The organism is Microbacterium sp. SY138 (genome assembly GCF_039729145.1).
Lineage (GTDB): Bacteria > Actinomycetota > Actinomycetes > Actinomycetales > Microbacteriaceae > Microbacterium > Microbacterium maritypicum_A.
Genome location: NZ_CP155793.1, coordinates 915246 through 938206, shown reverse-complemented (window position 1 = coordinate 938206; position 22961 = coordinate 915246). Strand labels below are relative to the sequence as shown.

Below are 22961 nucleotides of genomic sequence, written 5' to 3'. Positions count from 1 at the left end.
TAACGCACGCCGTTCACCGCCCGATAGTCCGGTTCGTGGTGATCGAGGACAGCGTGCGCTCCGACGTGCGCGCGGGAACGGCGACGAAGACCGCCGACGTCGAGGTGTACGACTTCGGCCGTTCGGCGACCCTCTCGCGCGAGCACACCCGAGCCCTGGAACTGGCCTTCGAGACCTTCTCCCGCCAGTGGTCCGCGCAACTCTCGGCGAAGATCCACGTGCGCGCCACCATCGCGGTCGAGCACGTCGGCATGATGACATACGGCGAGTACGCCCAGTCGCTGCCGACGACGACCACGATGATCGTGTGCGCCCTGCCCGACTCGGAAGAGCGCCTCATCGTGCAGCTGCCGACCTCCGCCGCGACCGCCTGGATCGTGCAGATGGTGGGCGGACGAGCTTCCGCAGCCTCAGAGGACCGCACGTTCACCCCGATCGAGCAGGCCCTGATCCGATCGCTGATCGTCGACGCGATCGACCACCTCACCGGTGCGCTCGACGGTCTTCTCCCCACCGGGGTCGCCTTCAGCGGCATCCAGTACAGCTCGCAGTTCGCCCAGGTGGCGGCATCCGGCGAACCCGTCATCGTCGCACGGTTCTCGATGCGTCTCGCCGGTCGCACCGTGCCGACGAGCGTGATGCTGCCGGCCTCCGTGCTCGCCGGTTTCACCGTGCGTCCGTCCGACGACGAGCGCACCGCGGCACCCGCCCGGATCCGTCGCCAGGTCGAGATCGCCCCGGTCGAACTCGCGCTGCGACTCGCACCGCGAGCCGTGCTGCCCCGCGAGGTCCTGGATCTGTCCGTCGGCGACGTCATCGCGTTCCCGCACTCCGCCGATCGTCCGATGGTCCTCTCCGTCGGTGATCAGACCGTCGCCACGGCAGCCGTCGGTAGCGCAGGAGCGCGCTTGGCCTGCGTCGTGACCACCACCGTCCCCGATCCCGCTTTCGCCGAGGAGCCCGCGTGACCAGCACCACCACCTACGAGTCCGCCGTCGCCGCCGCCTTCGCCGCATCGTTGCCGACCGCCTCCCCTCTCGTCGCGCGCGCCTCGCAGGTCTCCGGCGACACCGGCGACGCCCTGGTCGTGCAGTTCGTCGGTGAGGCGAGCGCGCAGTTGGCGGTACAGCTGTTCGAGCCCGAGATCCTGGTCGACGGCCTCGGCGGCACGCCCCTGGCCGACCGGCTGCGCGACGCGCTGGAGAGCGCGACCAGCGCGCTCGGTGCCGGTGCCCTCGGCGCAGGCACGGTCGGCGATGCCTCCTCCCTCTTCGCCGACCCGGCCGTGCAGCTCTTCGACCTCCAGGACGACGCCGACCACACGGTCGGCCGGCTCGCCGTCGTCGTGACGCGCGCGCCCGCCGGTGCCTCCTCGTCCTCGCGGCGGCTGCACCGCATCGCGGGCGTCGAGATGGAGCTCACCGTCGAGATCGGGCGCACCAGGATGGCGGTGCGCGATGTGCTCGATCTGGAACCGGGACGCATCGTCGAGCTCGATCGCTCCGCCGGCGCTCCGGCCGACATCAAGCTCAACGGACGCATCATCGCGCACGGCGAGGTCGTCGTCGTCGACCAGGACTATGCGGTGCGGATCACCCGCATCCTCGAGAACGTCGAGGCCTGACCCTGGACGACCTCCTGCTCGGCCTACGGGTCGTGCTCTCGCTCGCCGCAGTGCTCGGGGTGCTGTGGTTCCTGCAGCGACGCGTCGCGCGCACGCAGGCGCGTCGCCGCGACAGCGAGGCGATCACGGTGCTCGGGCGCCAGGGGGTCGGCCCGAAGGCGCAGATCGTCGTGATCCAGACGGAGGACGCCCGGTACGTGCTCGGCGTCACCGAGCACGGCGTGAACGTCGTCGACCGTCTGCCGGTCAGACCCGCAGATGAGCCGGAGGAGACCGCACGGTCGACGTGGTCGGCGACGACGTCAGAGGCGGCGTCCGACGCCGAGGAGTTCGACCGCATCCTCGCCGCCACCGCCCTGACCGAATCGGCGGCCGGCCCTCCCGTGACGCCGGCGCCGCAACGCCGGGTCCGTCACCGGAACGACCCGCTGCGTGGCTCCATCCTCTCCCCCGAAACCTGGCGGCAGACCGCCGAGGCCATCCGGCGCACCCGATGAGCGTCGCCCGTGGGGTCGTCGACGGGCGCGCGCTGCGGCGAATCGCGCTGATCCTCGCCGCGGCCGCGGTGCTGGTCGTCGTGATGACGCTCCTGTCGGGCACGGCCGCCCACGCACAGGTGACCCCGGACGACCCGGGCGAGGGCGTCACGATCGACATCAACGGCGTCGACGGCGGTCCGTCCGGCTCGATCCTGACCCTGCTGGGCATCACCCTGCTCTCGGTCGCCCCCGCGCTCCTGCTGATGATGTCGTCTTTCACGAAGATCTTCGTGGTGCTGGCGATGACCAGGAATGCCCTCTCGCTGCCGACCATCCCGCCCAACCAGGTGCTGGCCGGCCTGTCGCTCTTCCTGTCGCTGTTCATCATGTGGCCGGTGCTCACCGAGATCAACACGGTGGCAGTGCAGCCCTACATCGACGGCACGCTCACCTTCACGCAGGCCATCGACGTCGGCCAACTGCCTCTGCAGGAGTGGATGCTCCGCTTCACGCGCGAAGAGGACCTCGCCCTGATGACCCGGATGGCGGGTCAGCCCAACCCCGAGGACCCTTCGAGCGTCCCGATGTACACGCTCATCCCCGCGTTCATGATCTCCGAGCTGCGGGCCGCGTTCATCATCGGCTTCGTGATCTTCGTCCCGTTCCTGGTCATCGACCTCGTCGTGGCCGCGGCGCTGATGTCGATGGGCATGATGATGCTCCCGCCCGTGATGATCTCGCTGCCGTTCAAGATCCTGCTGTTCATCCTCGTCGACGGCTGGGGGCTCATCATCCGGGCGCTGCTCGAGAGTTACGGAGGGGTGGGATGAGTCCCGAAGCCGTCATCGACATCGGAACGCAGGGGCTGCTCATCGCGGCGAAACTCGCCGCGCCCGTGCTGGTCACCGCCCTCGTGGTGGGCTTCGCCATCTCGCTGCTGCAGTCGATCACGCAGGTGCAGGAGGTGACGCTGTCGTTCGTGCCGAAGATCGTCGCCGTCGGGATCGCCCTGCTCATCGCGGGCAACTGGATGATCGCGGAGATGATCGCCTTCACGAACGAGATGTTCGCCCGTATCCCCTCGCTGCTGAGCGGATGACGACGTGTACATCCCGATCGACTTCGCCTGGCTGGAAGCCACGATGCTCACCGCCGTGCGCATCACGGCCTTCATCATGATCGCCCCGCCGTTCTCGTACGGGGCGATTCCGGTGCGGGTGAAGGCGATGCTCGCGATCGGGCTCTCCCTCGCGGTGGGCACGGCCGTGGCCCCCGGCTACGTGAACCTCGACACCGGCCCGTTCCTCGGGGCCCTGGTTCTGCAGCTGGTCACCGGTGCCCTGCTCGGCTTCCTCGTGCTGTTGTGCTTCTCGGCGCTGCAGGCGGCCGGCAGCCTGATCGACGTGTTCGGCGGGTTCCAGCTCGCTCAGGCTTTCGACCCGCACTCGCTCGTGAACGGCGCCCAGTTCACCCGGCTCTTCCACCTGACCGCGCTGACGCTGCTGTTCGCGTCCGGCGGGTATCAGCTGATCCTGGCCGGGCTCGCCCGCAGCTTCGAGGCCGTGCCCGTCGACGGCATGTTCCAGGCGGCGGGACCCGCAGAGCTCCTCGTCGACGGGGTCTCGCAGATGGTGCTCGCCGCCGTGCAGATCGCCGGGCCCCTGGTGCTCGTGCTGTTCCTCGCCGATGTCGGGCTGGGACTCATCACCCGCGTCGCTCCCGCGCTGAACGCGTTCGCGATGGGCTTCCCGGTCAAGATCCTGCTGACGCTGCTGCTCGCGGGCGCCGTCTACGCCGTCCTCCCCGGCATCGTCGATTCCCTCGCCGCGCAGGCCCTGCGCATGATGCAGGGGGTGCACGAATGAGCGGTACGGACAGCGGCGAACGCAGCGAGAAGGCGACGGACAAGCACCTCAGCGAGGCCCGCAAGAAGGGGCGGCTGTCACGCAGCCAGGATCTGACCGCCTGGCTGGGGATCGGCGCGGCGGCCGTCACGATGCCGGCGGCCATCGCCCTGGGGGCTTCGGCGGGAACCGAGCAGCTGCTCACGCTGACGTCCCTGGTCGATGCTCCGACACCGCAGGCGGCTCTGGCGGCCCTCGGGCGCGGACTCGCCTCCGTGCTCCCGACGCTCACCGTGATGCTGGCCGCCGTCGCGATCGTCACCCTGATCGGCGCGGTCATCCAGGGCGGGGTGCATCTGAAGCCGCTCACCGGCCGTTTCGAACAGTTCAACCTCGTCACCGGGATCCGCCGGGTGTTCGGCATGCAGGCCCTCTGGGAGGGCGCCAAGGCCCTCATGAAGACCGCGGCCATCGGCATCGCCCTCTGGTTCGTGATCGCGAGCCTGATGCCCGTGCTGACCGCGAGCGGCGCGCACTCGATCTCCCGCCTGCTCGGCACCGCGAGCGAGGGCACGACCGCGCTGCTGCAGACCGCGATCGGGGTCGGCCTGGCCCTCGCCGCGATCGACATGTTCGTGGTCATGCGCCGCAACCGCAAGCACACACGCATGACCAAGCGCGAGATCCGCGACGAGAACAAGAACTCCGAAGGCGATCCGCTGATCCGCCAGCAGCGACGTTCGCGTCAGCTCGCCGTCAGCCGCAACCGCATGATCGCGGCCGTCGCCGGCTCCGACGTCGTCGTGGTCAACCCGACGCACATCGCGATCGCCCTGCGGTACGAGCCCGGCCGCGCCGCCCCCAAGGTCGTCGCCAAGGGCAGCGGGGTGATCGCCGAGCGCATCCGCGACGAGGCCGTGCGCGCCGGTGTGCCGCTGGTGCGCGAGATCACCCTCGCCCGGGCCCTGCACGCCGCGTGCGAGCTGGGCCAGGAGATCCCCGAAGACCTGTACAACGCCGTGGCACGCGTGCTCGTGTTCGTCGACTCGTTGCGACGACGCGGGGCGGCCCGCGGCATCCACTCCCTTCCCTACCGGAGGACCGCATGAGACAGCTGCTTCCCAAGCTCGGGGTGCCGATCGGCGTCGTGGGCATCATCATGCTCCTCGTCGTGCCGGTGCCGCCGTTCCTGCTCGACATCCTCATCATCCTGAACATCATGTTCGCGCTCGTGATCCTGCTCACGTCGATGTTCGTCAAGAAGCCGCTCGATTTCTCCGTCTTTCCCTCGCTGCTGCTCGTGGCGACGCTGTTCCGGTTGGGACTGAACGTCGCCTCGACCCGTCTGGTGCTCGGCGAGGCGTACGCAGGGCAGGTGATCGAGGCGTTCGGCGCCATCGCGGTCGGCGGCTCGCTCATCATCGGCGCCGTCGTGTTCCTCATCCTGGTCGTCATCCAGTTCGTCGTGGTGACGAAGGGCGCAGAGCGCGTCGCCGAGGTCGGTGCACGATTCACGCTCGATGCGATGCCCGGCAAGCAGATGGCCATCGACGCCGATCTCAACGCCGGACTCATCACCGATGCGGAGGCGCGCGAGCGTCGCGCCGAGGTCGCCGCCGAGGCCGACTTCTACGGAGCGATGGACGGTGCGTCCAAGTTCGTGAAGGGCGACGCGATCGCCGGTCTCGTCATCATCATCATCAACGTCGTGGGCGGCATCGCCATCGGCATCGTGCAGCACGGCATGACGATCGACGAGGCCGTGAACACCTACAGCCTGCTCACGATCGGTGACGGTCTGGTCACGCAGATCCCGGCGCTGCTGATGGCGGTCTCCACCGGCATGATCGTGACCCGCTCCACGGCGGAGGCGGAGATGGGGACGGCGGCATCCGCCCAGCTCGGCCAATCCCGCAATGCGCTCATCATCGCCGGCTGCGCCGCGATCATCATGTCGCTCATCCCGCACATGCCGATGCTGCCGTTCGTCGCGATCGGCGCCCTCCTCCTCCTCATCGCCCAGCGCATCAAGGCGACCCAGAAGCGCGAGGAGGCGGCCGCCGCCGCGCAGAGCCCCTCCGCCGCCCCGGCCGACCAGCCCGAGGAACTCATCGAGAAGATGCGCGTGCATCCGCTCGAGATCCTCCTGGCCCCCGACATCATCGATCTGGTCACCGGCGGACCCGACGATCTGCTCGCGCGTGTCAAGGCCCTCCGACGCCGGATCGCCCTCGATCTCGGGCTCATCGCGCCGCCCGTCCGCACCCGCGACAGCATCGAGCTGCCGCAGGCGACCTACGTCATCCGCATCGCCGGTGTCGAGACCGGCCGCGGCACGGCGCCGGTGGGTTCCGTGCTCGCCCTCGGGCAGGGGCTGGACAGCCTCCCCGGCACCGCGACGCTCGACCCGGTCTTCGGGCTCGAAGGCAAGTGGATCCCGATGGAGATGCGCCACAGCGCCGAGTTCGCCGGTGCGACCGTGATCGACAGGGCAAGCGTGATCATCACGCACCTGTCCAGTGTGATCCACGCCCATGCCGCACGCCTGCTCAGCCGCGAAGACGTGCGCCAGCTCACGGACGCCCTCAAACAGGTCTCCCCCGCTGCCGTCGAGGAGCTCACGCCCGCGCTGATGTCCCTGGCCGAGGTCCAGCGCGTCCTGCAGGGCCTCCTCGCCGAACGGGTGCCGATCAACGACCTCAGCCGCATCTATGAGGCGCTCGCCCTGCGCGCCAGGGTCTCCACCGACCCCGAGGGCCTGATCGAAGCCGCACGGGCCGCGCTCGGCCCCGCGATCGCCGCCCGCTTCGCGGATGCCGGCACCCTGCGCGTGGTGATGATCAACCCGATGCTCGAACAGGCGATGCTCGAGAGCCTGCGCCCGGGCGACGACGGCAGCCAGATCGTGTTCGATCCACAGCGCATGGAGGCGGTGGTGGATTCCGTGAAGCAGGCCGTCGCCTCGGTACACGAGGGCGGCGAGCCGGTGCTGGTGTGCGCACCGTCGCTGCGGCCGGCCGTGCGACGCCTCGTCTCGGCGCAGACGGACGGCCTCCCTGTGCTCTCGTACACCGAGGCGACCGCGGCCGCCCTCACGATCGAGACCGTCGGTGTCGTACGAGACCTCCCCACGCCGTCGGTCGGCGTCGTCCCCGCAGCACTAGGCTGAACGAATGCTGGTTTTGACGAGGCGGATCGGTGAGAGCGTGCGCATCGACGGCGACATCGAGATCACGCTGCTCGAGATCAAGGGCGACAGCGTGCGGATCGGCGTGAAGGCACCGCGCGAGACGCGCATCCAGCGCACCGAGATCATCGAGGCGGTCGTCGCCGAGAACGTGTCCGCCGCCGCGGAGACCGATGCCGAGGCCGAAGGAGCGATCGCCGCCGCCCTCGCCCGCGGCCGGGAATCCCGCCCCGCCTAGCCGGACATCTCCTCAGGCCGACGTGAGATCCGCCGCGGTGGCGCGCTTCCACTGATCGCCGCCGGCATCCCGCGCCCTGACCGCTGCTCTGCCCGCCGCGGCGACGAGGGCGTCGTAGTCGTAACCGACGACCGAGGCGGTCGCCCAGCCGATGCTCGCCGAGGATCGGATCCCGGTGACCGCCGTCTCCCTGTCGATCACCGAGATGCGGGTCAGGATCCCCCGCAGGTGGTGCCGGACCGACTCGTCGCCACCGCGGATGACGACGATCGCGCGACCGTCGGCGACCCGATCGGCGTCGGCCGACGCGGGGAGCCCCTCCTGGATGTCGTGATGGAAACGGTCGACGATCATGGCGAACGCGGAACCCGTCGACGCCTCCCGGAGGTCGGCCGGATCGTCGAGCCGGATGTCGAGGACCGACCACGGCAGGTCGTTCTGCGCCTCGGCCTTGCGGAGCCGGCGACGGGCGCGGTCCGCGATGTCATCGGCGTCCCTCGTCTTCTGCTCCGAACGAACCAGCAGTACCAGGGTGAACGCCGCGCACGTGCTCACCACCACCGTGCCGACGGCATTCATACCGCGCAGTGCGCTCAACTGCGCCTCGGTGCCGGCGCCACCGGAGACCAGGGCGGACACGGCGCTCACGACCGCCACCACGACGAAGCCGCATGAAGCGAGGGCCAACGGCAGCACGATGTCCCTGACGGCCGGCCTGTCCCGCAGCAGCTCGTAGGCCACCAGGCCTGCGAAGACGGCGCTCCCGAGGAAGACGAGCTGGAACGAGGGCAGATACCAGACGCTGCCGGCCGTGGCCACCAGGAGCGTGGGAGAGACCAGGATGAAGACGACGACCGGCCACCAGCGCGCTCGCCGACCGAGGTGCATCCGCAGGCCGATCCAGACCAGCGGTTCGAAGCAGAGCATCAACGCGGAAGCGGCTCCGCGCAACACCGGTTCCTCGGTCTGCTGGCCCGCGAGCCAGAGGTAGGCCGCCAGCATCCCCAGGCCGAAGGCCGCTCCCCAGGTCACCGTCGCCTTCGACGGGCGGGCGAGGGTGCCGAGGCCCACGACCATCACCGTGAGCACGGTGACGACGGCCACCATGCTCGTCGTGATGTCGACGTTGACGGGGACGAGCGGGTTCACGTCTGCACCTCTTCCGGGGAACGCGGCGGGAAGCGGAGTGTCACCCGGGTGCCGACCGCGATCTCGCTGGAGACGTCGATGCTGCCCTCATGCGCGGCGACGATCTCGCGCACGATCCCCATTCCCAGTCCCGTGCCGCTGATGCCGGCACGCACAGCGCTCTCGGTGCGGAAGTAGGGCTCGAACACCCGTGACAGATCCTCCGGGGTCATCCCGAATCCGTCGTCGACGATCGTGACCTCCGCCTGACCCGTCGTGGCCGTCCCCAGACCGATTTCGATGCGCCCTCCTGCAGGGGTGTACTTGGCGGCGTTGCTGAGGAGGTTGTCGAGCACCTGCCGCAGCCGGAAGGGATCGCCCGAGATCACCAGGCGTGCGGCGCCCCCGATCCCGAGCTCCTGTCGGTTGCCGGCGATGACGGGTGCGTACGAGGCGGCCGCCGCCTCGACGACCTCGCGCAGATCGACCGGGGCGAACGGCTCCTGCGCGGAGCGGCTCGTCTGCTGCAGGATGCTCGAGACCAGGTCCTGCATCCGCTCACCCGCGTGCGCGATGATCTCGAGCTGCGCCGGCACGCGTCCCGGCAGGTCGTCGCGCTCGCGGAGCAGATCGACGTGACCGAGGATCGCGGTGAGCGGATTTCGCAGTTCATGGGAGACGACCGCATTGAAGGTGCGTCGTTCCTCGTCGACTTCGAGCAGCGCCGTCACGTCGTCGATCACGACGAGCGTGATGTCCTCGCCCTCTCCCGCGGTGGCCATCGGCTGTGTGCTCACCTCGAGCGCACGCCACTGTCCCGTGCCGTCGAACAGCCACACCCGTTCCGCCTGCAGCCGCTCGCCACCGGCGGCTCGGGCGAGCGAGGTGCGCGATGGCGGAAGCGCCGTGCCACGCCGCGCGTCGTACTCGACCGCGGCCGAGGGCAGAGCGGCACCGAAGCGATCACGACCGTAGAGCGTGCGGTAGGCGTCGTTCATCTGCAGGACGCGCCCGCCGGTCGTCACGACCACGAGCGCCACGCTCAGCGCGTCGACGATCTGCGTGACGCGTCGCTGGTTCGCCTCCGCCCGCTCGGCGGCGCGGTTGACCTGCTCGGATCGGCGCTGCAGGAGGCGGCGCGCGGCGCGGGAGCGCTGCGCGCCGATGCGGACCGTCACCCCGAGGAAGCCCAGGGTGATCACGAGGGTGAGCAGCCGCAGCAGGATGTCGGCCGGGGTACCGCTCTGATCGGCGAACAGCACGAGAGTGGCGCTGATGAAGGCGATGCCTCCGAGCACCCAGGGCATCGTGAAGTAGCTGGCCAGCCACACGACGGGAAAGACCCAGAGGAACCCGAGGCGGAGGTCGGGCGCGTTGGTCGTGAAGCCCACGGCGAGCGCGTCCAGGAGCGGCACGACGGTGGCGGCCGTGCGCGGGAGCCGGTGCCACGGCAGCGCCAGGGTCATGAGCGTGGTGACGATCACGAGACCGACGCCGGCGACCACCAGTGGGTTGGCGAAGGTCTGCGGCTTGAACGCGGTGATCATCACGACGATCGCCACGATGCTGCCGGTGAAGACGAGCTGCCAGCGCCAGATAGACACAGTGCGGACCATCAGCGCTCACCCTCCCCCTCGAACCTCAGCTTTGCCGCAAGATTACTCAAAGATCGATGCAGCCCGCTCTTCAGGCGGCCTCGCACCCCTAGCATTCTGAGTGGGGGCCGATACTGCGACTGGGGAACAACGCAGACGCTGGGGCCACGCGAGTGGGGATTCGCAGGCAACCGGGGCCGTGGTTGGGGAACCACGGTCCCGCCCCGCGGCATTCACGGACCATCGGCCGGCGTGAGACGATAGCCGACGCCGCGCACCGTCTCGATGTAGCGCGGCTGCGTCGTGCTGTCGCGGAGCTTGCGCCGCAGATTGGCGATATGGGTCTCGATCGCCCGTTTGTCCGGCTCGCTCACGTACTCGCTCGAGCCCTCGGGTGCCCCGCGCAACCCTCGCGCGAGATCGGCTTTGCTGCGCACGCGGAGCCCGGCCTCGAGCAGCATCGCGAGCAGGTCGAACTCGGTCGGCGTGAGGTCGATGCGCCGCTGCCCGATCAGGACCATCCGTGTGTCGAGGTCGAGGCTGAGATCCCGATGGACACGGCCCCGCCAGGTGAGGACGGTGGCACCGTCTGCCGCCGGGTCGGGCTCGACCGCCGCTCGTCCGGTCTCCGGGAGCCGGGGAAGCACGGAGCGGGGTTCGGAAGGGTGGGGTTCCGAGGGGCGGGGATCGGCGACGCGGGGGCGCCGCAGCAGCGCCTCGATGCGCGCACGCAGTTCGCGCGGACGGAACGGCTTCACCAGATACTCGTCTGCTCCCGACGTGAGGCCGAGGACAACGTCGGACTCCTCGGAGAGCGCGGAGAGCATGATGATGAAGGTGTCGCTGATCCGCCGGATGCGTCGTGCGACCTCGAAGCCGTCGATGCCGGGGAGATTGATGTCGAGCGTCGTGATCACCGGCTGGTGCTGCTCGATGGCCGCGAGCCCCTCCAACCCGGAACCGGTGAGGATCGTCTCGAAACCGGCGGCGAGGAACACCTCTTCCAGGAGGGATCGCACATCGGGGTCGTCCTCGACGATCACGGCGACGAGAGCGCGATCCACGGCCGGGGTCATACGATGCTCTCTCGCACGATCGTGACGACCCTCGGCGCGTCGGCGTCGAGCTCCGACGGGTCCAGAACGGAGGATCCGACCGGGCGCTCCACCTCGACATCCCACCACGAGTCGGCCAGTTCCTCGGCCATACCGCGTCCCCACTCCACCACCACGACCGATCGCTCGAGGTCGAGATCGAGGTCGTCGAGCTCCGCGGCGGAACCGAGCCGGTAGGCGTCGACATGCACGAGTGGCGCTCCGCCGACCAGCGAGGGATGCGTGCGGGCTATGACGAAGGTCGGACTCTGCACGGGACCGCGCACTCCGAGCCCCTCGGCGAGGCCGCGGGTGAACGTGGTCTTCCCCGCGCCCAGCGGGCCCGTCAGGACGAGCAGGTCGCCGGCTTCCAGCTGTTCCCCGATCCGCACGCCCAACTGCTCCATCGCGTCGGCGGTCGCGATCTCTCGTCGACCGAGGAACGCAGGGTCCACGCTCACGAGGTCCGCCGGGGGACGCGCGGACCGATGCGGGTGACGATCTCGTAGTTGATGGTGTCGGCGGCATCCGCCCAGTCCGTCGCGGACGGTACGCCGAGGGTGGGGTCGCCGAACAGGACCACCTCATCGCCGATCGAGACCGGAGCGTCTCCGACGTCGACGACGAACTGGTCCATCGCGATGCGTCCCACGTTCACGAACCGGCGTCCGCCGATCGAGACCGGGAGCTTTCCCGATGCGTTCCGCGGCACCCCGTCGGCGTATCCGAGAGGCACCAGGACCAACGTCGTGTCGCGGTCGGTGCGATGGTCGTAGCCGTAGGAGACGCCGGTTCCTGCGGGCACTCTGCGGACGGCGGCGATCGCACCGCGGAGCGTCATCGCCGGGCGCAGACCGAGCTCCGCGGAGCTGCGGTCGTCGAACGGCGAGAGGCCGAAGAGCCCCACGCCGATGCGCACCGCGTCGAGGCGCATCTCCGGCAGGTCGATGGCGGCGGCCGTCGCAGCGATGTGCCGGATCTCGGGGCGGATGCCGAAAGCCGCCGCCGCGGCGACGCCTTCCTCGAACTTCGCGAGCGCAGCTCTGTCGTCGTCGACCGACGTGTTGGAGAGGTGACTGAACAGCCCGACGATGCGCAGTCGTCCGATGCGCTCGAGGCGCGCGGCCTCGGCCAGCACGCGGCCCCAGTCGGCGGGGGCGATGCCGTTGCGCGACAGCCCGGTCTCGAACTTCAGGTGCACGCCGACCGGACGGTCGACCGCGGCGGCAGCTCCGGCTGCCTCGAGCTGGTCGAACGACGAGATCCCCACCTCGATGTCCTGCGCGGCGGCGTGCTCGAATCGTTCCCCCGGCGCGTGCAGCCACGCCATGATCGGTGCACGCACGCCCTGTCGGCGCAGTTCGAGCGCCTCGGGGATCTCGGCGACGCCGACGCGGGTGGCACCGGCGGAGAGCGCCGCGACGGCCGCCGCCGCCGCGCCGTGGCCGTAGGCGTTGGCCTTCACGATGGCGATCACCTCGACCCCGGTGAGTCGTCGGAAATGACGCACGTTGTCGGCGATCGCGTCGAGATCGATGGTCGCTTCGCGGAACGGGACGGTCACAGCGGTGCTCCTTCGGCGACGACGAACGCTGCGGCGAGACCGGCGTCGTGGGTGAGTGTCAGATGCAGCGTCAGGATGCCGCGTTCCTCGACGACGGCGGCCGTCGAGCCGGAGAGCACGAAATGCGGGCGACCAGACGGCTCCGACGCGATCTCGATCTCGGTCCAGTGCACGCCGTCCGAGCCACCGAGCGCCTTGATCAGCGCCTCCTTGGCCGCGTAGCGGGCGGCGAGGGACGGAAGGCGGAGGGTGCGCTCCGGCGGGGCGAAGAGCCGTTCGCGCAATCGCGGCGTCCGTGCCATCGTCCGCTCGAATCGCGGGATGTCCACGAGGTCGATTCCGGTGCCGATGATCACCCGTTCAGCCTACCGAGCCTGATTCCGGTTGAAATCGCCCAAATGGCTCCGTTTCCGCTGGAAACGAAGCCATTCGCGCGATTCGGAGGGCGGTTCTACTCGACCGTGACCGACTTGGCGAGGTTACGCGGCTGGTCGACGTCGAGGCCCTTCGCCGTGGCCAGCGCCATCGCGAAGATCTGCAGCGGCACGACCGCGAGCAGCGGCTCGAACATCGCTCCGGCGAGCGGGATGTGGATGACCTCGTCGGCGAACGGCAGCACAGCGGCGTCGCCTTCCTCGGCGATCACGATCACCCGGGCACCGCGCGCGCGGATCTCCTGGATGTTCGAGACGACCTTGGAGTGCACGAGTGCGGAGTGACGCGGGGAGGGAACCAGCACGAACACCGGCTGCCCGGGTTCGATCAGTGCGATCGGTCCGTGCTTGAGCTCGCCGGCGGCGAAGCCCTCGGCGTGGATGTAGGAGATCTCCTTGAGCTTGAGAGCACCTTCGAGGGCGATCGGGTACCCGACGTGGCGTCCCAGGAACAGCACCGAGCGGGTGTCGGCCATCCACCCGGCGAGCTGGGTGACGTGCTCCTGCTCGCTCTCGAGCACCTTGGCGATCTTGTCGGGAAGCGCAGCGAGTTCGTCGACGTCGACCGAGGCATCGGCGACCGCACCGCGCACCCGGCCCATGTGCAGGCCCAGCAGCAGGAGCGCGGTGATCTGCGCGGAGAACGCCTTGGTCGAGGCCACGGCGACCTCGGGGCCGGCATGGGTGTACACGACGGCATCCGACTCGCGCGGGATCGTGGCGCCCTGCGTGTTGCAGATCGACAGGGTGCGCGCACCGCGTTCCCTGGCGTACTTCACGGCCATCAGGGTGTCCATGGTCTCGCCCGACTGGCTGATCGACACGACGAGGGTGTCGGCGCCGATCACGGGGTCGCGGTAGCGGAACTCGTGGGCGAGCTCCACGTCGACGGCGACACGTGCCCACTGCTCGATCGCGTACTTGCCCACCAACGCCGCGTATGACGCCGTGCCGCAGGCGGTGATGATCACGCGGTTGATACCCACGAAGAGCTCGTCCAGTCCGTCGAGCTCCGGGATGACGACCTGTCCGTTGTGGATGCGACCGCGGATGGTGTTGGCGACGGCCTCGGGCTGCTCTGCGACCTCCTTGGCCATGAAGCTCGACCATCCGCCCTTCTCGGCAGCGGCGGCATCCCACGACACGTCGAACGGCTCGGGCTCGACGGGCGTACCGGCGAAGTCCATCACGGTGACGGCGTCGGGGGTGATCGAGACGATCTGATCCTGGCCGATCGCAAGCGCCTTGCGCGTGTGCTCGATGAACGCGGCGACGTCGGAGCCGAGGAAGTTCTCGCCCTCACCGAGTCCGATCACGAGCGGGGAGTTGCGGCGGGCGCCGACCACCAGACCGGGGTGGTCCTGGTGCATCGCCAGCAGGGTGAACGCACCTTCGAGGCGGTTCACGACGCTGCGGAAGGCGAGCTGCAGGTCGCCGCCGTTGCCGGCGTACTCGCGTCCGAGGAGCGCAGCAGCGACCTCGGTGTCGGTCTCACTGCGGAACACGACGCCGTCGGCGAGGAGCTCGTCGCGCAGTGCGGCGAAGTTCTCGATGATGCCGTTGTGGATGACGGCGAGCTTGTCGTCGTCGGCAAGGTGCGGGTGCGCGTTGCCGTCGGTCGGTCCTCCGTGGGTCGCCCAGCGGGTGTGCCCGATGCCGGTCGACCCGTCAGGGAGCGGCGCGTCGGCGAGCGAATCGCGCAGCACGGCGAGCTTTCCCGCCTTCTTGCGCATGCCGAGCGAGCCGCCGCCATCGATGACGGCGACACCCGCCGAGTCGTATCCGCGGTACTCCAGGCGTGCGAGGCCTGCGAGAAGGATCTCCTGGCTGGGGCGCGGGCCCACGTATCCGACGATTCCACACATGCGATCAAGAGTAAGACGAGTTTTTTGCGAGTCGTCCGTACATTCTTCCGCCCCGTCGCGGGTCGCACGCGGGGTCAGAGCTTGCGCAGCAGCACCGTCTCGACATCGTGGTCGGCACCCTTGCGCAGCACCAGGCGCGCGCGGTGCCTGGTGGGCATCACGTTCTCGATGAGGTTGGGCATGTTGATCTCGTTCCAGTAGCCGAGAGCCGTCGTGATCGCCTCGTCGTCCGTGAGGTGCGCGAACACGTTGAAGTAGGACGAAGGGTTGCTGAAGGCCGCCTGCCGGAGTGCGAGGAAGCGGTCGACGTACCACTTCTCGATATGCGACGTATCGGCGTCGACGAAGATCGAGAAGTCGAACAGGTCGCTCACGGCGACATCGTTCGGAGCCGGCGGCGGCTGCAGCACGTTCAGCCCCTCCACGATGACGACGTCGGGGCGACGCACCACGACGTTCGCGTCCGGCACGATGTCGTAGCGCATGTGCGAGTAGAACGGGGCGCGCACCTCGGTGGCACCGCTCTTGACCTCGGTGAGGAACTCGATCAGCGCGCGCCGGTCGTACGACTCGGGGAAGCCCTTGCGGTCCATGATCCCGCGGCGCTCGAGCTCGGCGTTCGGGTACAGGAAGCCATCCGTGGTGACCAGCTCCACCCGCGGCGTCCCCGGCCAACGGCTCATGAGCTCGCGCAGCAGACGGGCGATGGTCGACTTGCCCACCGCCACGGAACCGGCCACGCCTACGACGAACGGCGTCGTGGTGTCGTCCTCCTGGAGGAAGGAGGAGGTCGCCGCCCCCAGCCGTTTCGTCGCCGTGGCGTACAGGCTCAGCAGGCGGCTCAGGGGCAGGTACACCTCGCGTACCTCGGTGAGCGAGAGACGGTCCCCGATACCGCGGAGCTCGACGACCTCGGTCTCGGTGAGCGGCTGGTCGAGCCCGGCCGCGAGCCGCGCCCATTCCGCGCGTCCGATCTCCCGATAGGGCGACAGCGGCAGTGTGGGGTCGGCGGTGGTCACGGAGTACATCGTATCCGGGGGGCGAGTAGTCTCTTCCCGTGCGCCTGGGAGTCCTCGACATCGGATCCAACACCGTCCACATGCTCGCTGCCGACGTCCGTCCCGGTGGACGGCCGCTCGCGACGACGAGCGATAGGACGGTGCTGCGCCTCATGCGCTATCTCACCCCCGACGGCTCCATCTCGGAGGAGGGCGTCGCCGCGCTCGAGGAAGCGGTCGCGCAGGCACGGCGTGTGGCCGAGAGCGAGCGTGTCGACGCGCTGCTGGCCACCGCGACGAGTGCGGTTCGCGACGCGCGCAATGGCAGCGAGGTCATCGCCCGTATCGAAGCAGCCCTCGGCCAGCCGTTGCAGGTGCTCGACGGTGAGACCGAGGCCGAGCTGACGTTCCTCGCGGTACGGCGCTGGTTCGGCTGGTCCGCCGGTCAGATCCTGCTCCTCGACATCGGCGGCGGCTCGCTGGAGATCGCCGCCGGCGCGGAGGAGATGCCGGACGCGGCCGCGTCCGTTCCGCTCGGCGCCGGACGCATGACGGTGCAGTTCCTGCCGCACGATCCTCCGGGCGAGGCCGAGGTGGAGCGGCTGCGCGCGCACGCGACGACAACCTTGGCCGATGTGCTGCCGCGGTTCGTCGCCCTCCCCCGCCCAGACCATGTCGTCGGATCGTCGAAGGCGATCCGCTCCCTTGCCCGCCTGGTCGGCTACCCGGTACCGGGATGGTCGGGAAGCGAGCGGATGCTGCTTCCCCGCGCCGCCCTCGGGTCGTGGATCCCGCGCCTCGCACGCCTTCCCGCCTCCGCGCGGCAGGAGCTGCCGGGCATCACTCCGGACCGGACGTTCCAGATCGTGGCCGCCGCGGTCTCTCTGCATACGGCGATGACGGCCCTCGACGTCGACGAGCTCGAAGTGTCGCCATGGGCTCTGCGCGAAGGCGTGCTGCTGAGGTACATCGAACAGCTCAGCTGGTCCGCCTCTCGAACCTGAGCGGAGTCCGCCCCTCGAACATGAGCGGAGGACGACGCGGCACGAACACGCCCTGTTGCCGCGTACCTCCGTGCGGGTATCCTCTGACGAAGCGAGCGCCTCTCCCGCGGTCGCAGACCGCTGGCGGGAGGTACGAGCCCGGCGAGCCGACCTCATCGTTCGGCGCCGCCCATCGATCATCGGCGTCGGGGGGTGCTGAGTGAGTCCGGGAGAGGCATTGGCCATCGGCTCGGCCGAACTGATCTCGCACGGCGTACGCGCAGTCGACGATCCGGCGACGATCCGCGCGACGCGGCGGACGCCCGGGCCTGTGATCCTGCTGTCGATGCAGGGCACGGCGACCGAACTGGCGATCGACACCACCACCGCGCACCCGCACCACGCCGTCTTCGCCTTCGTGGAGGCAGGGGGATTCTCGGCGAAGGAGCAGCACGGCCCGTGGGTGCCGCTCGGCAACGGGCTCGTGATCGCCCCGCCCGGGATCGACCAACGTGTTCGGTGCGACGGTGCCTGGCGCATCATCGCCGCCTATGTTCCCCGCTCCGCGCTCGGGTCGTTCGTCGCGACGCTGCCCGCCACCAGTCGAGTCCTCGAAGAGCGGCGCCCGTTGGATCGCGCCATGCAGGCGTTCATCGAGCAGGTCCTCACCGTCGACGACGACGCGACGGCGATCGAGCGATATGCCATGGAGCATCTGATCGTGGAGATGAGCGGAGCGATCCTGCTCGACCGCGTCGACACGGCGTCCCCGCAACGCTCTCCCCACGCCGCGCTGCGCGACCGCGCCATCGCCGTGATCGCACAGCAGTGCGGCGACCCGGCGTTGAATCCTGACCTCGTCGCCCGCGAGGTTCAGGTCTCCCTCCGTCAGCTCCAGCTGGTCTTCGCCGAAGTGGAGAACAGTGTGGCCGGCGAGATCAGACACCAGCGCGCGCGCCGCGCCCGATCGCTTCTCATCGACAGCCGTTTCGATGCGCTGAGCATCGAGCAGGTGTCCCAGCGCTCCGGCTTCCATTCCCCCATCAGCCTCCGTCGCGCGCTCCAGGAGGACTACGGAGCCACGCCGCGGGCACTGCGCGCCCACAGCGGCACGGGATCGCAGAGCGACACGGGATCACGGAGCGGCGAACGCGAGACGGCCGATCGCTGAGATCAGCGATCGGCCGTCGTAGCGTCAGGTCAGGTCAGAGCGACAGGCGCTCTTGGACCACCTCTGCGAGGCGTCCGGCGTACGCATGCACGGATTCGGCATCGGCTGCCTCCACCATCACGCGCACCAACGGCTCGGTGCCGGACTTGCGCAGCAGCACCCGTCCGGAGTCGCCCAGCTCGGACTCGATGTCACGGACGGCTTGCTGCACGACCTCGTCATCGGACACGCGATCCTTGTCCACGTCGCGCACGTTGATGAGAACCTGCGGGTAGACCGTCATCACCGAGGCGAGCTCAGCGATCGACTTCTTCTGCCGCGCCATCTCGGCCACCAGGTGGAGGCCGGTGAGGATTCCGTCGCCTGTCGTGGCGTACTCGCTCATGATGACGTGACCGGACTGCTCACCGCCGAGGGCGTACCCGCCCTCGTTCATGTCCTCGAGCACGTAACGGTCTCCGACGGCCGTCTGGCGCACGGTGATCCCGTGCTCGCGCATGGCGACATGCAGACCGAGATTGCTCATCACCGTGGCGACCAGCGTGTCGTCCGTGAGGTGGCCGCGCTCCTTCATGGACACTGCGAGGATGGCCATGATCTGGTCGCCGTCGATGTGATTGCCCTCGGCGTCCACGGCGAGGCAGCGGTCGGCGTCGCCGTCGTGAGCGATGCCGATGTCGGCCCCGAGACGCACGACGGCCTCGGCCAGGTTGTCCAGGTGAGTCGAGCCGACACCGTCGTTGATGTTCCAGCCGTCAGGGTCGGCACCGATCACGGTGACCTCTGCTCCCGCATCGCGGAATGTCTCCGGAGAGACACCCGAGGCCGCGCCATGGGCGCAGTCGAGCACCACGTGGATGCCGTCCAGCCGGTTCGGGAGCGATCCGAGAAGATGCACCACGTAGCGGTCCTCCGCGTCGGAGAACCGGTCGATGCGACCGACGCCGGCACCCGTCGGGCGCAGCTTGTCGCCGGTCAGCGCTTCTTCGATGCGCAACTCGACCACGTCAGGGAGCTTGCGTCCTCCGCGGGCGAAGATCTTGATGCCGTTGTCGGGCGCAGCGTTGTGCGACGCCGAGATCATCACGCCGAAATCGGCATCGCGATCGGCGACGAGGAAAGCGAGAGCGGGCGTCGGGATGACTCCCGCCTCGAGCACGTCGACTCCGGAAGAGGCGAGACCCGCGGCGACGGCCGCGGCGATGAAATGTCCGGAGACCCGGGGGTCCCGGGCGACCACTGCGGTGAGTCGCTTGCCTTCGGCTTTGCGAGCCTCCGCAGTACGGCCCTGGCCCAGGACGACAGCAGTCGCCTGGGCCAGGGTGAGCGCCAGGTCGGCGGTGAGGGTGCCATTGGCGAGTCCTCGCACACCGTCCGTGCCAAAGATCGGCATCGGAGCAGTTGACCTTAACGCTTCGAGTACTGAGGCGCCTTACGGGCCTTCTTGAGTCCAGCCTTCTTGCGCTCCTTGACACGGGCGTCGCGCGAGAGGAAGCCGGCCTTCTTCAGGGTCGGACGGTTGTTCTCCTCGTCGATGCCGTTCAGCGAACGGGCGATTCCGAGGCGAAGCGCACCGGCCTGACCCGAGGGGCCTCCGCCGGAGATGCGTGCGATGACGTCGTACGCACCAGCGAGGTTCAGCACGGTGAACGGGTCGTTGATCAGCTGCTGGTGCAGCTTGTTCGGGAAGTAGTCCTCGATCGTGCGGCCGTTGACCGTGATCGTGCCCGAGCCGGGGACGATGCGCACGCGGGCGATGGCCTGCTTGCGACGGCCGACAGCGGCGCCCGGGACGCTGAGGACGGGGCGGGGAGCCGCCTCGACCACGTCGGTCTCGGGAGTCGACGTCGAGAAGTTCTGGGGGGTTTCGGTGGTGTCCTGGATGTCAGCCACGAGTATGTCCTTAAGTCTTTACGGCGCTTACTGGGCGACCTGGTCGAGGGTGTACGGCGTCGGCTGCTGTGCGGCGTGCGGGTGCTCGGCACCGACATACACCTTGAGCTTGGACAGCTGCTGGCGGCCGATGCTGTTCTTGGGGAGCATGCCACGGATGGCCTTCTCGACAGCGCGGACCGGGTTCTTCTCGAGGAGCTCGGCGTAGGTGACCGACTTCAGGCCGCCCGGGTAACCGGAGTGGCGGTAGGCCATCTTCTTCTGGAGCTTCTGACCCGTGAGCGCGACCTTCTCCGCGTTCACGATGATGACGAAGTCACCCGAGTCGATGTGGTTGGCGAAGGTCGGCTTGTGCTTGCCACGCAGGAGCGTTGCGGCGTGCGAGGCCAGACGGCCGAGAACGACGTCAGTGGCGTCGATGACGACCCAATCGCGCTGGACTTCGCCAGCCTTGGGGGTGTAAGTGCGCGTCACGATAGTGCTGCTTTCTTGTGTCGAACGGAGAAGTTCGTGAATCCCACTCCGGGGTGGTTCTTCCCGACAGGGAGGAACACGCCAGTGGAGGGCTCACGTTCGGACGATGCCCCTTCTCCGCGGACGGGGAAAGGCACCAAAGAGAAATCATACGCCACGCCGTGCGTATGCCCAAACCCTGGCCTCAGTCGGGCTTGACCGTGACGAGGATGGGACGGTGATCGCTCGCGCCCTGCGGGAGAGTCGTGATGCGTTCGATCTCGAACCCGGTCGACGTGGCGAAGTCGTAGTGCCCCCGGAACACGCGGTAGCGCGTATACGTGTCGTCGTCGCTGAGCGACAGCGCATACCCGTGCTCTCGAACGGCCTGACCGAGGTTCTCCTTGAAGATCGGATAGTTGTAGTCCCCGACCATCAACTGCGGCAGTCCCTCGCCGAGCGCAGCGAGCTCGGTGAGGGCGGCGCGGATCTGGTGACGTCGCAACGAGTTCAACGCGGTCAGCGGCGCGGCATGGAAGGAGGCGACGATGAAGTCCTGGCCATCGTCGATGTCGCGCAATCGTGCGCCGAGGACGCGCTCGTGCGCCGGCTTCGCGATGCGGTCGTGCAACGACTTCTTGAGGCCGAGCATGCGGATCGCCTGCAGATGGAATGTGCTCGCTCGATAGAAGAGCGCGAGCCCGAGACGATTGCCCTGCGTGGCGTCAGCCAGCACGAGGTCGCCGATCTGCGCGGGCAGCTCCGGAACATCGCACTCCTGCAGGCAGAGGACGTCGGGATCGTGCGCACGCACGAGCGCGGCGAGTTCGCCGGCTGCCCGGTGCTTCTGGAGGTTGTACGAGATGACCTTCATGATCGTTCCCACGCTACTCCCGACCGCTGTGCGTGGGCTCCGCGCAGCCGCCCGACGGCGTGTCCTGGACGTGATCGGTACCGGCGCCCGCACCGATGAGGGCGCCGGTACCGACACGCATCGAGCCCTGTGCGGGGATGGGGAGTTGTCCCCATCGACGGTGTTCGTGGGTGCGCCGTAGGGTGGGTGTTGTTCGGGCCGGAGGGGTCCGGTTCTCTCGATTGGCGGAGGTGTGGACGATGGCCGATTTCGGTGCGTCTTATGCGGAGATGGAGCAGGTGGCGTCGTCGCTGTCGCAGGCTCGTGATGACATTCAGGGTCAGTTGGACACGTTGAAGGGTCAGGTGGACACTCTTCTGGGTGAGGACTTCAAGACGCAGCACGCGTCGGGGAAGTTCGGTGAGGGGTACACGGAGTTGACGACGGGTCTGAAGACCGCGGTCGATGGCATCAACGACATGTCCGAGTCGCTGTTGGGCATGATGCGGGCGATCCAGGACCTGGACCAGCAGCTCGCCGGCAGCTGACACACGGCACGGTTTCACGAAGAGGGTCGACCACGACGGTCGGCCCTCTTCGTCGTATACGCCGCTCTCACACCGAGTGTCCGCGCGGGAGGTCGAGTGCTGCTGGGCGCGCCGACGCCTTCAGTCGCTGCCACGCGTGTCATCGCGTCGCGCGCGGGTCTGCTCCGCCCGCGCCGAGAGCAGCGCGTCGGCCGGATACCCGACCTCGGTGAGGATCAGGCCTCGCGCGGCCAGCACCTTGAACTCGCTCGTCCTCGTCAGCGCGTCACGCAGCACCACCAGGTCGTCCACATCGAGACGCCGCTCCCCCACCGCCACGCAGGCGCCGACCAGTGCGCGCACCATGCTGTGGCAGAACGCGTCGGCCTTGACCTCCGCCACGAGCACGCCATCGGCATCGCGCTCCCAGCGGTAGTCGAGCAGGGTGCGGATCGTCGTCGCCCCTTCCCTGGGCTTGCAGTACGCCGCGAAGTCGTGCAGCCCGATGAGAGTACGCGCGGCGGCATCCATCGCCTGCTCGTCGAGCCGCCCGCGAACCGTGGTCGTGTCGTGGCGGCGCAGCGGATCGAAACCGGCCTGCGCGTCGGCGAGACGGTATCGGTAGCGACGCCACACCGCAGAGAATCGGGCGTCGAACCCCTCCGGGGCGATCGACGTCCGCGTGACCGTGACGTCGGAGTAGGCGCCGAGCACGCCCCTCATGCGACCGGCGATGGTCTCCGCGGGCTCCAGCGGCGCGCGTCCCTGCCGGGCCTCGATGCGCGCCCACTGTCTCTCATCCAGGTCGACGTGCGCGACCTGGCCGCTTGCGTGCACACCGGCGTCGGTGCGCCCCGCGACCACGAACTGCACGTCGGATCCGACGATCCGGGCGAGCGCGGCCTCCAGCGTGCCCTGCACGGTGCGGAGAGTCGGCTGCTTCGCCCACCCGCGGAAGTGGGTGCCGTCGTAGGCGATGTCGAGCCGGATGCGCACGGAGCAAGCCTAGGACACGCGCTTCTCCCCCACAG

At 68.9% G+C, this 22961-nt stretch carries 25 protein-coding genes; 12 read left to right on the top strand and 13 right to left on the bottom strand.

The window, feature by feature from the left end:
* The first annotated feature begins 35 nt into the window (after nucleotides 1–35).
* Genes ABDC25_RS04390 through csrA form a run of 9 tightly spaced genes read left to right on the top strand, consistent with a single transcriptional unit; the run spans nucleotide 36 to nucleotide 7372 of the window.
* Complete coding sequence (locus tag ABDC25_RS04390) at nucleotides 36–968, top strand: flagellar motor switch protein FliM (protein ID WP_322957020.1); 933 nt, start codon at nucleotides 36–38, stop codon at nucleotides 966–968.
* Nucleotides 965–1624, top strand: coding sequence for a flagellar motor switch protein FliN (fliN, locus tag ABDC25_RS04385; protein WP_021198953.1), 660 nt, complete (start codon nucleotides 965–967; stop codon nucleotides 1622–1624). The genes ABDC25_RS04390 and fliN overlap by 4 nt, the downstream gene beginning before the upstream one ends.
* Nucleotides 1625–1656: 32 nt before the next feature.
* A complete protein-coding gene (locus ABDC25_RS04380) occupies nucleotides 1657–2121 on the top strand; it encodes a flagellar biosynthetic protein FliO (protein ID WP_021198954.1) in 465 nt (154 codons plus the stop codon).
* Complete coding sequence (gene fliP, locus ABDC25_RS04375) at nucleotides 2118–2933, top strand: flagellar type III secretion system pore protein FliP (protein WP_021198955.1); 816 nt, start codon at nucleotides 2118–2120, stop codon at nucleotides 2931–2933. Before ABDC25_RS04380 ends, fliP begins: the two co-directional genes overlap by 4 nt.
* Complete coding sequence (gene fliQ / locus ABDC25_RS04370; RefSeq protein WP_021198956.1) at nucleotides 2930–3202, top strand: flagellar biosynthesis protein FliQ; 273 nt, start codon at nucleotides 2930–2932, stop codon at nucleotides 3200–3202. Before fliP ends, fliQ begins: the two co-directional genes overlap by 4 nt.
* A gap of 4 nt (nucleotides 3203–3206) precedes the next feature.
* Nucleotides 3207–3968 carry a flagellar biosynthetic protein FliR gene (locus tag ABDC25_RS04365; protein WP_021198957.1) on the top strand — a complete coding sequence of 254 codons (762 nt, stop codon included), beginning with the start codon at nucleotides 3207–3209 and terminating at the stop codon, nucleotides 3966–3968.
* Entirely contained in the window at nucleotides 3965–5056 is a 1092-nt protein-coding gene (locus ABDC25_RS04360; RefSeq protein ID WP_021198958.1) for an EscU/YscU/HrcU family type III secretion system export apparatus switch protein, read from the top strand. Before ABDC25_RS04365 ends, ABDC25_RS04360 begins: the two co-directional genes overlap by 4 nt.
* On the top strand, nucleotides 5053–7116 hold the full coding sequence (locus ABDC25_RS04355) for a flagellar biosynthesis protein FlhA (protein ID WP_347125015.1): 2064 nt from the start codon (nucleotides 5053–5055) through the stop codon (nucleotides 7114–7116). Before ABDC25_RS04360 ends, ABDC25_RS04355 begins: the two co-directional genes overlap by 4 nt.
* A 4-nt stretch (nucleotides 7117–7120) precedes the next feature.
* A complete protein-coding gene (gene csrA, locus ABDC25_RS04350; protein WP_029258637.1) occupies nucleotides 7121–7372 on the top strand; it encodes a carbon storage regulator CsrA in 252 nt (83 codons plus the stop codon).
* A gap of 12 nt (nucleotides 7373–7384) precedes the next feature.
* Here csrA and ABDC25_RS04345 read toward each other — a convergent pair whose 3' ends face one another.
* From ABDC25_RS04345 to coaA, 8 genes are all read right to left on the bottom strand, one after another.
* Entirely contained in the window at nucleotides 7385–8521 is a 1137-nt protein-coding gene (locus ABDC25_RS04345) for a hypothetical protein (protein ID WP_029258638.1), read from the bottom strand.
* Nucleotides 8518–10116 (bottom strand): PAS domain-containing sensor histidine kinase, encoded by a 1599-nt coding sequence (locus tag ABDC25_RS04340; RefSeq protein WP_021198962.1) that lies wholly within the window; start codon nucleotides 10114–10116, stop codon nucleotides 8518–8520. The genes ABDC25_RS04345 and ABDC25_RS04340 overlap by 4 nt, the downstream gene beginning before the upstream one ends.
* 212 nt (nucleotides 10117–10328) lie before the next feature.
* Nucleotides 10329–11171, bottom strand: coding sequence for a response regulator transcription factor (locus tag ABDC25_RS04335; protein WP_347125012.1), 843 nt, complete (start codon nucleotides 11169–11171; stop codon nucleotides 10329–10331).
* Nucleotides 11168–11596, bottom strand: coding sequence for a tRNA (adenosine(37)-N6)-threonylcarbamoyltransferase complex ATPase subunit type 1 TsaE (gene tsaE, locus ABDC25_RS04330; RefSeq protein WP_347125926.1), 429 nt, complete (start codon nucleotides 11594–11596; stop codon nucleotides 11168–11170). Before tsaE ends, ABDC25_RS04335 begins: the two co-directional genes overlap by 4 nt.
* A gap of 50 nt (nucleotides 11597–11646) precedes the next feature.
* A complete protein-coding gene (gene alr / locus ABDC25_RS04325) occupies nucleotides 11647–12753 on the bottom strand; it encodes an alanine racemase (protein ID WP_297556793.1) in 1107 nt (368 codons plus the stop codon).
* Nucleotides 12750–13109 (bottom strand): holo-ACP synthase, encoded by a 360-nt coding sequence (locus ABDC25_RS04320; protein WP_167253230.1) that lies wholly within the window; start codon nucleotides 13107–13109, stop codon nucleotides 12750–12752. Before ABDC25_RS04320 ends, alr begins: the two co-directional genes overlap by 4 nt.
* Nucleotides 13110–13204: 95 nt before the next feature.
* Entirely contained in the window at nucleotides 13205–15052 is a 1848-nt protein-coding gene (glmS, locus tag ABDC25_RS04315) for a glutamine--fructose-6-phosphate transaminase (isomerizing) (RefSeq protein ID WP_347125009.1), read from the bottom strand.
* A 74-nt stretch (nucleotides 15053–15126) separates the two neighbouring features.
* Nucleotides 15127–16080, bottom strand: coding sequence for a type I pantothenate kinase (coaA, locus tag ABDC25_RS04310; protein WP_021198968.1), 954 nt, complete (start codon nucleotides 16078–16080; stop codon nucleotides 15127–15129).
* A gap of 29 nt (nucleotides 16081–16109) precedes the next feature.
* On the opposite strand from coaA, the gene ABDC25_RS04305 reads away from it, so the two are divergent.
* Nucleotides 16110–17054: a Ppx/GppA family phosphatase gene (locus ABDC25_RS04305; RefSeq protein WP_347125007.1), complete on the top strand. Its 945-nt coding sequence runs from the start codon at nucleotides 16110–16112 to the stop codon at nucleotides 17052–17054.
* A gap of 199 nt (nucleotides 17055–17253) precedes the next feature.
* Complete coding sequence (locus ABDC25_RS04300; RefSeq protein ID WP_347125005.1) at nucleotides 17254–18204, top strand: helix-turn-helix domain-containing protein; 951 nt, start codon at nucleotides 17254–17256, stop codon at nucleotides 18202–18204.
* Nucleotides 18205–18238: 34 nt separating this feature from the next.
* Here ABDC25_RS04300 and glmM read toward each other — a convergent pair whose 3' ends face one another.
* The 4 genes from glmM to ABDC25_RS04280 form a co-directional block, all read right to left on the bottom strand.
* Nucleotides 18239–19597 carry a phosphoglucosamine mutase gene (glmM, locus tag ABDC25_RS04295; protein WP_021198971.1) on the bottom strand — a complete coding sequence of 453 codons (1359 nt, stop codon included), beginning with the start codon at nucleotides 19595–19597 and terminating at the stop codon, nucleotides 18239–18241.
* A 14-nt stretch (nucleotides 19598–19611) separates the two neighbouring features.
* Nucleotides 19612–20097 carry a 30S ribosomal protein S9 gene (gene rpsI / locus ABDC25_RS04290; protein WP_017828210.1) on the bottom strand — a complete coding sequence of 162 codons (486 nt, stop codon included), beginning with the start codon at nucleotides 20095–20097 and terminating at the stop codon, nucleotides 19612–19614.
* 27 nt (nucleotides 20098–20124) lie between these two features.
* Nucleotides 20125–20571, bottom strand: coding sequence for a 50S ribosomal protein L13 (gene rplM / locus ABDC25_RS04285; RefSeq protein ID WP_017828209.1), 447 nt, complete (start codon nucleotides 20569–20571; stop codon nucleotides 20125–20127).
* Nucleotides 20572–20755: 184 nt separating this feature from the next.
* Nucleotides 20756–21424 carry an endonuclease/exonuclease/phosphatase family protein gene (locus tag ABDC25_RS04280; RefSeq protein ID WP_347125924.1) on the bottom strand — a complete coding sequence of 223 codons (669 nt, stop codon included), beginning with the start codon at nucleotides 21422–21424 and terminating at the stop codon, nucleotides 20756–20758.
* A 239-nt stretch (nucleotides 21425–21663) separates the two neighbouring features.
* On the opposite strand from ABDC25_RS04280, the gene ABDC25_RS04275 reads away from it, so the two are divergent.
* Entirely contained in the window at nucleotides 21664–21951 is a 288-nt protein-coding gene (locus ABDC25_RS04275; protein ID WP_028501988.1) for a WXG100 family type VII secretion target, read from the top strand.
* A 120-nt stretch (nucleotides 21952–22071) separates the two neighbouring features.
* Here the strand turns inward: ABDC25_RS04275 and truA are convergent, their stop codons facing one another.
* A complete protein-coding gene (gene truA, locus ABDC25_RS04270; protein WP_322957056.1) occupies nucleotides 22072–22926 on the bottom strand; it encodes a tRNA pseudouridine(38-40) synthase TruA in 855 nt (284 codons plus the stop codon).
* Nucleotides 22927–22961 lie beyond the last annotated feature (35 nt).